We start from the raw sequence: 8540 nt of genomic DNA, 5'->3' as shown, positions 1-8540 counted from the left end.
AGCTCTCACCTGGTTTTTCTGAACGTGAGCCAGCTGGCGCTCAATCACGTCCGGTGGCCAGCCATGCTCGTTGGCTATAGTGCTGAACATTGAGCGGAATCCATGACCGGTCATCTCTTCCTGTCCGTACCCCAGGCGACGAAGGGCGGCGTTCACCGTCATATCCGACATAGGGATCTTGGGAGAGCGGACCGAAGGAAACAAAAAACGAGAATGCCCGGAGATGTCTCGCAGTTCTTCCAGGACTTGGATTGCCTGGCGTGATAGAGGAATCCAGTGGATCCTCTTCATCTTCATCTTTGCGGCGGGGATCTTCCACGTGTCTGCTTCTATTTCTTTCCATTCCGCTTTTCGAATCTCTCCGGGTCTTGCAAATGTGTATGCCTGGAAGAGGAGTGTCAATCTGATTTGTCCCTTGAGTCCCTCTTCTATGGACCTCATAAGCCCTCCGATCTGGACGGGATCGGTCAATGTGGCCATATGTTTATGTCGCACGGTTTGGAGAGCTCCTTTGAGATCCGCCGATATATCTCTGTCGCATCTTCCGGTAGCCACTCCGTACCTCAGGATCTGCCCGCACATCTGACGAGTTCTCCTGGCGGTTTCTATGGTTCCTCTAGACTCTATCTTTCTAAGTACGTCCAGAAGCTCCGGAGCGGTCAACGTATCGACCTGGCGGTGACCGATATGGGGTATCAGAAGTTTATTTATCTTATATACGAGGGTTTCGATATACCTGGGAGCTTTCGTGGGGTACATTTTGACCTCGAGCCATTCGTGGGCCAGCTCCGCGAATGTGTTCACGTTTTTCTTCCCGCCAAGTTCCGGTAGTGTGGACACCAACTCATCTCGTTTTTGGCGGGCCTCTTTCAGTCCGATCTTAGGATATGCTCCTATAGACCGCCGTATTTCGCCGTTCCCTCCCGGTTTTCTTTTACGTATTCGCCAATATTTTTTCCCTGTGGGCAGGATTTCGATGTATAACCCGTCGCTATCCAGAATGGAGTAGCGGGTGTCTTGGGGTTTCAGTTTGCGTATCTGGGTGTCGGATAGCATATCGTGCCCTCCTGTTCTGTGGACACCAGATATCCTAGTGTCCACATTTGTAGCCACATCGATCATGGATTACCTCAATTCTACCTGGTCGAATGTGGACACACAACCCCAACAAAAACAGTAGCCGTCCGGGTATTGGACTCTCCCGGACGGCTACGAATATGCTATTGGCGGAGGGTGTGAGATTCGAACTCACGGAAGCTTGCGCCTCAACGGTTTTCAAGACCGCCACCTTCGACCGCTCGGTCAACCCTCCCAGTTTACCCAGACATTATAACAAGAAAAGCGGATAAGCCAAGGCCTCGTGATAAAATTGAGCCATACAGTGCGATATTCAGTCTACGGCAATCAAAAAGGAGGAATAAATATGACCACCAACGATCTTGTAGATAGAGTCCTATGTAATCGAGGAAGAGTAGCTGTTATAGGAGCTTCGGACAAGGTGAACCGCCCTGTCTACGACGTTATGTCCTATCTTAAATCGGTCGATGTTCAGCTGTATCCCATAAATCCTAGGTTAAGGGGAAAGGAAATACTGGGAAAAAAATGTGTCTCCTCTTTGGCAGAGATCGACGATCCGGTGGACATCGTCTCGCTTTTCATATCCGCTAGATTTCAGGAAGGACTGAGAGATGAGTTAAACGCTCTTCCCTATAAGCCAGCGATATGGTTCCAACCTGGAACTAAAAACCCCTCCATGGAGGCCTCCTTAAGGGAAGATGGTTTCGAGGTGGTTAGCGATAATTGCATGAAGGTTGCACATCTGCGGCGCTGTACAGTACAAAAGTAAATAGTTTAAATATTCTATTGTTTTTTTAAAGAGCTAAAACGGTATAATGAAAGTGTACATCGAATGGGAGGATTTTACTTGAGGGAGAACGTTTTTGTTTTTCGCGTCAGATATGCCGAGACCGATCAGATGGGAATAGCGCACCATGGAAACTATCTCACTTGGTTTGAGATGGGGCGTTCCTCTCTATGTAGAGAATGGGGAAAGCCCTATGCAAGTTGGGAGGACGAGGGGGTCTTCCTGCCGGTGGTCGAGGCTTCCTGCAGGTATAAATCTCCGGCGAGGTACGACGAGGAGCTTTCCTTGCATACCTCGGTGGAGCAGGTAAAACCCCATAGCGTTACGTTCAAATATAGGTTGTACAGAGGGGATAAGCTGTTGGCAGAGGGGAAGACCCGCCATGCCTTTGCTACTCCGGACGGTAAATTGATCCGTGGCGGTCACCCCCTTATCCGATGGCTTGAGGAACGGTCGACAGAGAGGCCGTAATCCAAAAGAGGGGGAGTCATCTTGAGCAAGAGAAGCATATTGTTAGGTAACGAGGCCATAGCGAGGGGTATCGTAGAGGCCGGATGCGAGATAGCCACTGCCTATCCTGGAACGCCTTCTTCCGAGATCCTTCCTGCCGTGGCAGTCTATTCGGACCAGTTAGGAACCAAGACCGCGGTCGAATGGGGAGCCAACGAGAAGGTAGCCTACGAGATGGCGGTGTCGGCCTCCTTCGGAGGAAAGAGGACCTGCTGTATCATGAAGCAGGTCGGACTCAACGTAGCGGCCGATCCATTTATGAGCACCGCTCATTTTGACCTCAAGGGCGGATTTTTGCTCGTAGTGTCCGATGATCCCGGTCCTCACAGTTCTCAGACGGAACAGGATAGTCGCTATTTCGCCATGTTCGCCAAGGTCCCATGTTTCGATCCGTCGACCGCCGAGGAGGCGAAGGAGATGGTCTTCGACGCCTACGACCTCTCGGAGAGACACGGTATCGTAACTATGCTTCGTCCTACCGGCAAGGTAGACCACGCCAGACAGGACGTTCCTCTTAGGGACGAGGTCTTGCCGCCCAGAAAGGATGAGTTCAAGAAAGACCCTAAAAGATGGGTATGTCTCCCCGCCGGAGTCAAGGTAAATCACCCCAGACTAAACGACAAGAACGACGCCATAAGGAGCGAATTCGAGGAAAATTACGAAAAATACAACTACGTCGTTCCGGCGAAAGGCGCCGCCCGTCTGGGTATCATAGCCGGAGGTACCACCTTCGCCTTCCTGTCAGACATGATCCGAACCAGCGGTAGGGACGACATAGAGATCCTCAAGATAGGCACTCCCGTACCCCTCCCGGTTAAGTTGTGTGAGGATTTCATAGCTCGCCACGAAAAAGTATTGATACTAGAACAGACCTACCCAGTTATAGAGACTCAGCTGAACGACCGTAACAAGATAATGGGACGTTGGAACGGTTTTGTGCCGAGGGCGGGGGAACTTCTGCCTGAGCTTATAGAGGAAATCATAGCGAAGTGCCTTGGAGACAAGGTCGAGACGTCTATCGACGAGGACGTGCGTTCGGCTATGGAGGAGATGCACATAACCCCCAGACCTCCGATGCTCTGTCCCGGATGCCCTCACAGGGCCAGCTTCTTCGCTATCCGTAAGGCTCTTCCGAAGGCGATCAATCCCTCCGATATAGGATGTTACACCTTGGGCATAATGCAGAAAGGAATAGACAGCGCTATAGATATGGGGGCTGCCGTCACAGCTGCCTCCGGTTTCTACCTGGCCTCTAAGGTCGACGGAGAAGAACGTCCGGTGGTCGCCACCATAGGGGACTCCACCTTCTTCCATAGCGGCCTCACCGGTTTGGCCAGCGCTGTCTACAACCGTCATGCCTTCGTGCTCGCCATACTGGACAACCGTATCACCGCCATGACCGGAGGACAGTCCAGTCCCAACGTCGGGACGAAGCTGAGGAAGGGCGACCAAGGAGTCCAGATAGACCTGGAGCAGGTCTGTCGGGGTTGCGGGGTCTCCTACATCAAGACCGTGGAGGCCTACGATGTGGACGAGAACGTCGACGTAGTAAAGGACGCCTGGGCCTACGCCTGGGAGAACAAAGAGCCGGCGGTATTGATCTTCAAACATCCCTGTATAACCATCCTCAAGGAGCCTCCGACCCCGAGGCCGGTAAGGGTGGACCCAGAGGTATGCATAGGCTGTAAATACTGTATTACCTCTTTCAACTGTCCCGGGCTGGTCTTCGACGAGTCCTCCAAGAAGGCTTATATAGACGAGAGATACTGCGTCAACTGCGGTGTCTGTATGAGCGTATGTCCCCACGGGGCCATAGTTTCGAGGGAGGAGGCTTAATTATGCAGTTCGTCATAGTCGGTACCGGAGGTCAGGGTATTCTATTTGCCAGCAAGGCTTTGGGGCACATCGCCATGGAAAAGGGGCGTAGCGTCGTAGGCAGCGAGGTTCATGGCATGGCACAGAGAGGGGGCTCTGTCGTGAGCCACTTCAAGGTAGGAGAATATCTCAGTCCCCTAGTGAAGGTAGGAGAGGCCGACGTACTGCTCGCCTTCGACCAGAACGAGGCGGTCAGAAACCTTCATTATCTGAGGGATGGAGGGACCCTTGTAGTCAACCTATACGATCCCGAGGTCTTCCGAAACGACAGGCTTCAACGTTCTCTGGAGCGCCGCAATATAGAGGTTCATCCAATAGGGGGATACTCTATTCTGAAAGAACACATGGGAGGGCGGTTTCTTTTCCTTAACGTCCTGATCCTAGGGGCGATGTGCGGTGCCGGAGTCGGAGGCGTCTCTGTGGACGAGATGAACCAGGCCATAAGGGATCTGGCTCCCGCCCGTTTCGTCGAAGAAAACCTGAAAGTCCTAAAACTGGGGTATGAAGCTGCCAGATAGTTGCGACGAAGGGGAGAGAAGGGGGCTTGGGCCCCCTTTTTTCTTCCACTTCGGGCCTACACCCTGTTGGAGGTACTGGTCGTATTGGTTTTATTGTCCGTTGGAGTCGGATCGGTCTTTTTAGTGATCTCCGGGGAAAACTGGAGAAACTACTGTGCCAAAGACGAGGCATTCCGTATGACCCGATGGTTGACGAATCGTTACCAGCGGTCCATCATGTACCGTAGATTCTTTTTCCTGATCATTTCCGAACACGGGAACGGTGTGGACAGGATTTGTCTTACCTGGATGGATCCGACCGAGAAGGAGATATTCAGGCTAAAATACTGTATCTTATCCAGATCGGGACCTTTCAGCCTGTCTTATTATTCTCCGATCTACCGTACCTTGTCCCCTGGAATGACCCTTCACATATATACTATTGATACAAAAAAACCTCCCCTTGGGAAGATAGTGCTTCCCGTAAAGGGGGTTCCATATATGGAGTGGTTCCGACATTGATCTGGGTGGAGAGTCATATCTTAATTTGGAGGTTGTTCGTAGAATGGCAGTAAAACCATGGTGGAGAGAGACCATCGAGACGATACTTTGGGCGGTAGTTCTGGCATTGGTCATTCGTACCTTCGTGGTCCAGGCTTTTTGGATTCCTAGTGGCTCGATGATCCCTACCCTTTTACCTGGCGACAGGGTTTTGGTGTGTAAGTTTTGGTATGCTCTTCAGGAGCCTGAAAGAGGACAGATATTCGTCTTCAAGTATCCTGTGGATCCCAAGAGGGACTTCGTGAAACGGATAATAGGGTTGCCCGGAGACAGGGTCGCCATAAGACAGGGAGAGGTCTTCATCAACGGAAAGCCCATAGAGGAGCCCTACATTGGCTTCCCCGACGCCTACATCATGGACGAGGTTAAGGTCCCGGAGGATCATTACTTTGCCATGGGAGACAACAGACCAAACTCTCAGGACAGTCGTTTTTGGGGCTTTGTCCCTGAGGACAACATAAGAGGGCCCGTTTTTCTCCGTTACTGGCCGATCAAGCGGATAGGTCTGGTGGACTGATGTCGGGACGTACAGTTTGGTTCCCTGGCCATATGGCGAAGGGAACTAGAAAGCTCGAGGGACTGGTAGGTAAGCTGGACCTTATCCTAGAGGTAAGGGACGCCAGAGCCCCGGAGGTAACGGCATCACCTTTAGCCCCGTCCATGTCCAAGATCTGTCCGGTATGGAAGGTCCTGACCAAAAGCGACCTGGCGGACAAAAAAGTCACCGATGCCTGGCTCTCTCTGTACAGAAAAGGTTCGGGTAAGGCCTGGGCGGTAGACCTGTTGAAGGGGAAGATCGAGCCTATGAGAAAAGAGCTGCTCAAGGCCTCTCCGTCTCATCGAGAGCTACGTCTGGCGGTAGTTGGAATCCCTAACGTCGGCAAATCCGCCCTTCTTAACTGTCTGGTAGGCAAGAAAAGCGCATCGGTCGGAGGCATACCGGGTGTGACGAAGGGAGTTTCATGGTACAAAGGCAGAGGCTTCCTCGTGGTGGACTCCCCGGGAATACTGGATCCCAAATCGGATGAACACATACAAAAAGCCCTGGCTTGGCTGGGATGCAGCAAGGCGGAGGTCATAGGAGGTTACGACGCTGTGTCCTTTCGCCTGGTGGAGTTCCTCTTGGAAAAGGACCTGTGGTATGTCGTAAAGGACGCCTGGGGAGTGGATCCAGGAGAGGACCCCTACGAAACTTTGGAGTCCCTGGGCAGGCGACTGGGCTGTCTTCTGCCGGGAAACAAGGTGGATTTTACCCTGGCGGGACGGCGGTTTTTAGAGGCCTTCTCGTCGGGGAAGCTAGGGGCTTTCTCGTTGGAAAGACCGGGAGACCTCATAGGATGACCCTTTCCCCTGTCTTTGCCGGTGTGGACGAGGCGGGGAGAGGCCCCATGGCGGGACCGGTGGTAGCGGCGGCTGCAATATTGACCGAGGAACAGTCGGAGAGGCTCGTATCCGCCGGTCTCAGGGACTCAAAAAAGATGACCCCTCTGAGAAGGGAGAAGGTTTTTTCTTTGATGGGGGAGCTCGGTGTGATCTGGGCCGCTCAGGCGGCATCGGTCGAACGGATAGACAAGATAAACATACTACGAGCTACTTTGTGGGCCATGAGACGTTCGGTAGAAAGGCTTCCTTCCCGTCTGTTTGACGGCGTTTTGGTGGACGGAGACAAAGAGATCCCCGATCTTGTATGGCCTCAGAGAGTCTGTCCCCACGGAGACGACGTATATCCTCAGATCTCCGCCGCATCAGTGGTCGCCAAGGTGCTGAGGGACAGGGCTATGGTCGCCTTGGATCGTCTGTATCCCGACTACGGTTTCGCGTCCCACAAAGGATACGGGACCAAGGCTCATCGGAATGCCCTTGAGGCGATGGGGCCGTCGCCGATTCACAGAAAAAGCTTTCACTGGAGAGGTCCGGCATGATAGACGGAATAGGAAATCCCAATAACTTGAATATAGGGGTCGGGAGAGGACAGACCCCGGATATCTCGAAAGGGGCTATGACCCTAAAGGGCAAAGGCATAGCCGACGGAACCGTCGTGGAGGGCCGGGTGCTATCCGCCGAGAACGGAACCTACACGGTCCGTATCGCCGGACAGAACCTCATGGCACGATCCAACCTGACACTATATCCGGGGCAGCATTTTCAGGCCCTTTGGGATGCCAAGGGCGACGTACCGGTATTGCGGCTTCGTCCGGAGGACGCAGCCCTTTTGGGAAAACTCCCTCAGGGAGACCGAGAAGCGGCGTCGCTGCTTCTGTCCAAAGGGCTTCCTCTGACCGATGAACTTATGTTAGGTCTTCGAAGGGAGTTTCGCCGTCTGGGAGGTGACTCGGTCTCTATGAATTCTCTGGTAGAACTGATGGCTCGAGGCGAGGCAGTGACTTCAGAAAAGGCCAATCTGCTGTCCTGGTACCTTTCGATGGACTCTAACTCTGTGGCAGCCCAATGGCGCAGGATAAGAGAGGAGCTTCGGGAAAGGTCACGCCGAGGGGAACACCCTCTCGAGTCGCTCCGCGAGATGAAAGAGGGCGAGGACGAATCTAGCCTTTTTCTTCGGGCTCACTCTCTGGTCTCCCGTCCTCCCCGTGAGCCCTTCTCTCATGCGGCCCTTGCTGGGGCCTGGTGGCCCTCTCCTGACGAAGATTCACTGCCCGCCCGGGTCCGATTCAGCTCTTCCGGAGGTGGCCCTGGAGAGGAACGCCGTTACTATCAGGTTTCCTTCGCCCTCGATGGAGTCGCTATAGGAGAGGTGTCCGGACGGTTGGAATCGGACGGAAAAGCCCTGGCGGTCTCTATAAATGCAGAGGACCCGGCAGGTCGAGACAGCATATCGGAAAGACTTAACGAGCTCAGGGACGATCTATCCGATCTGGGGATGTCCCTTCAGTATCTCGGGGTAGAGGGCAGGAGAAAAGATGACGGTCGTCGCTATCTCAGATTGGACATAGAGGCATGAACGACGGCGATAAAGGCCGCCTCAAGGCGGCAGCCCTGAAATACGACAGAGAGGAAAGAGATGCCCCTCATCTCGTCGCATCCGGATCGGGAAGGATCGCCGATAGAATCGTCGAGGTCGCCCGCGAGGCGGAGGTCCCCATAGTGGAGGACGCCGCCTTGGTCAGCGCCCTTTTAGCGTTGGATATAGGGGAGGAGATACCTCTCGACCTCTACGAAGCTGTCGCAAGGGTTCTGGCTTTCATATACAAAGTCGACGTGGGAAGTCGATAGTC

Annotated in this window: 11 protein-coding genes and 1 tRNA gene; 10 read left to right on the top strand and 2 right to left on the bottom strand. The window is 53.4% G+C overall.

What is annotated here, in order from left to right; translation table 11 throughout:
* Together L2W48_RS06685 and L2W48_RS06680 are read right to left on the bottom strand one after the other, a co-directional pair.
* Nucleotides 1-1056 (bottom strand): tyrosine-type recombinase/integrase (locus tag L2W48_RS06685; RefSeq protein WP_236116518.1); only part of this gene is annotated, 1056 nt, incomplete at its 3' end.
* Nucleotides 1057-1224: 168 nt separating this feature from the next.
* Nucleotides 1225-1312: transfer RNA gene (locus L2W48_RS06680), tRNA-Ser, on the bottom strand.
* Between the two features lie 111 nt (nt 1313-1423).
* Here L2W48_RS06680 and L2W48_RS06675 point away from each other — a divergent pair.
* The 10 genes from L2W48_RS06675 to L2W48_RS06630 all read left to right on the top strand — a co-directional run bounded on the left by L2W48_RS06675 (nt 1424) and on the right by L2W48_RS06630 (nt 8538).
* Complete coding sequence (locus L2W48_RS06675; protein ID WP_236098035.1) at nt 1424-1846, top strand: CoA-binding protein; 423 nt, start codon at nt 1424-1426, stop codon at nt 1844-1846.
* A gap of 78 nt (nt 1847-1924) precedes the next feature.
* Complete coding sequence (locus tag L2W48_RS06670) at nt 1925-2335, top strand: acyl-CoA thioesterase (protein ID WP_236098037.1); 411 nt, start codon at nt 1925-1927, stop codon at nt 2333-2335.
* 21 nt (nt 2336-2356) lie between these two features.
* Nucleotides 2357-4210, top strand: a complete 1854-nt coding sequence (gene iorA, locus L2W48_RS06665) for an indolepyruvate ferredoxin oxidoreductase subunit alpha (protein WP_236098038.1) — start codon at nt 2357-2359, stop codon at nt 4208-4210.
* A 2-nt stretch (nt 4211-4212) separates the two neighbouring features.
* The gene (locus tag L2W48_RS06660) at nt 4213-4767 is read left to right on the top strand and encodes a 2-oxoacid:acceptor oxidoreductase family protein (RefSeq protein WP_236098040.1); all 555 of its coding nucleotides are present in this window, start codon (nt 4213-4215) and stop codon (nt 4765-4767) included.
* Nucleotides 4768-5268 (top strand): prepilin-type N-terminal cleavage/methylation domain-containing protein, encoded by a 501-nt coding sequence (locus L2W48_RS06655; protein ID WP_236098042.1) that lies wholly within the window; start codon nt 4768-4770, stop codon nt 5266-5268.
* Nucleotides 5269-5311: 43 nt separating this feature from the next.
* Nucleotides 5312-5824: a signal peptidase I gene (gene lepB, locus L2W48_RS06650; RefSeq protein ID WP_236098043.1), complete on the top strand. Its 513-nt coding sequence runs from the start codon at nt 5312-5314 to the stop codon at nt 5822-5824.
* Complete coding sequence (locus L2W48_RS06645; RefSeq protein WP_236098048.1) at nt 5824-6648, top strand: YlqF/YawG family GTPase; 825 nt, start codon at nt 5824-5826, stop codon at nt 6646-6648. Before lepB ends, L2W48_RS06645 begins: the two co-directional genes overlap by 1 nt.
* Nucleotides 6645-7229: a ribonuclease HII gene (gene rnhB / locus L2W48_RS06640; protein WP_236098049.1), complete on the top strand. Its 585-nt coding sequence runs from the start codon at nt 6645-6647 to the stop codon at nt 7227-7229. The genes L2W48_RS06645 and rnhB overlap by 4 nt, the downstream gene beginning before the upstream one ends.
* Nucleotides 7226-8266, top strand: a complete 1041-nt coding sequence (locus L2W48_RS06635; RefSeq protein ID WP_236098051.1) for a TP0910 N-terminal domain-containing protein — start codon at nt 7226-7228, stop codon at nt 8264-8266. The genes rnhB and L2W48_RS06635 overlap by 4 nt, the downstream gene beginning before the upstream one ends.
* On the top strand, nt 8263-8538 hold the full coding sequence (locus L2W48_RS06630) for an EscU/YscU/HrcU family type III secretion system export apparatus switch protein (protein WP_236098052.1): 276 nt from the start codon (nt 8263-8265) through the stop codon (nt 8536-8538). Before L2W48_RS06635 ends, L2W48_RS06630 begins: the two co-directional genes overlap by 4 nt.
* Nucleotides 8539-8540: the final 2 nt, after the last annotated feature.

Source organism: Dethiosulfovibrio russensis (assembly GCF_021568855.1).
Taxonomy (GTDB): Bacteria; Synergistota; Synergistia; order Synergistales; family Dethiosulfovibrionaceae; genus Dethiosulfovibrio; species Dethiosulfovibrio russensis.
Note: the sequence above shows the minus strand (reverse complement) of the source record. Positions and strands in the feature narration are given on the sequence as shown.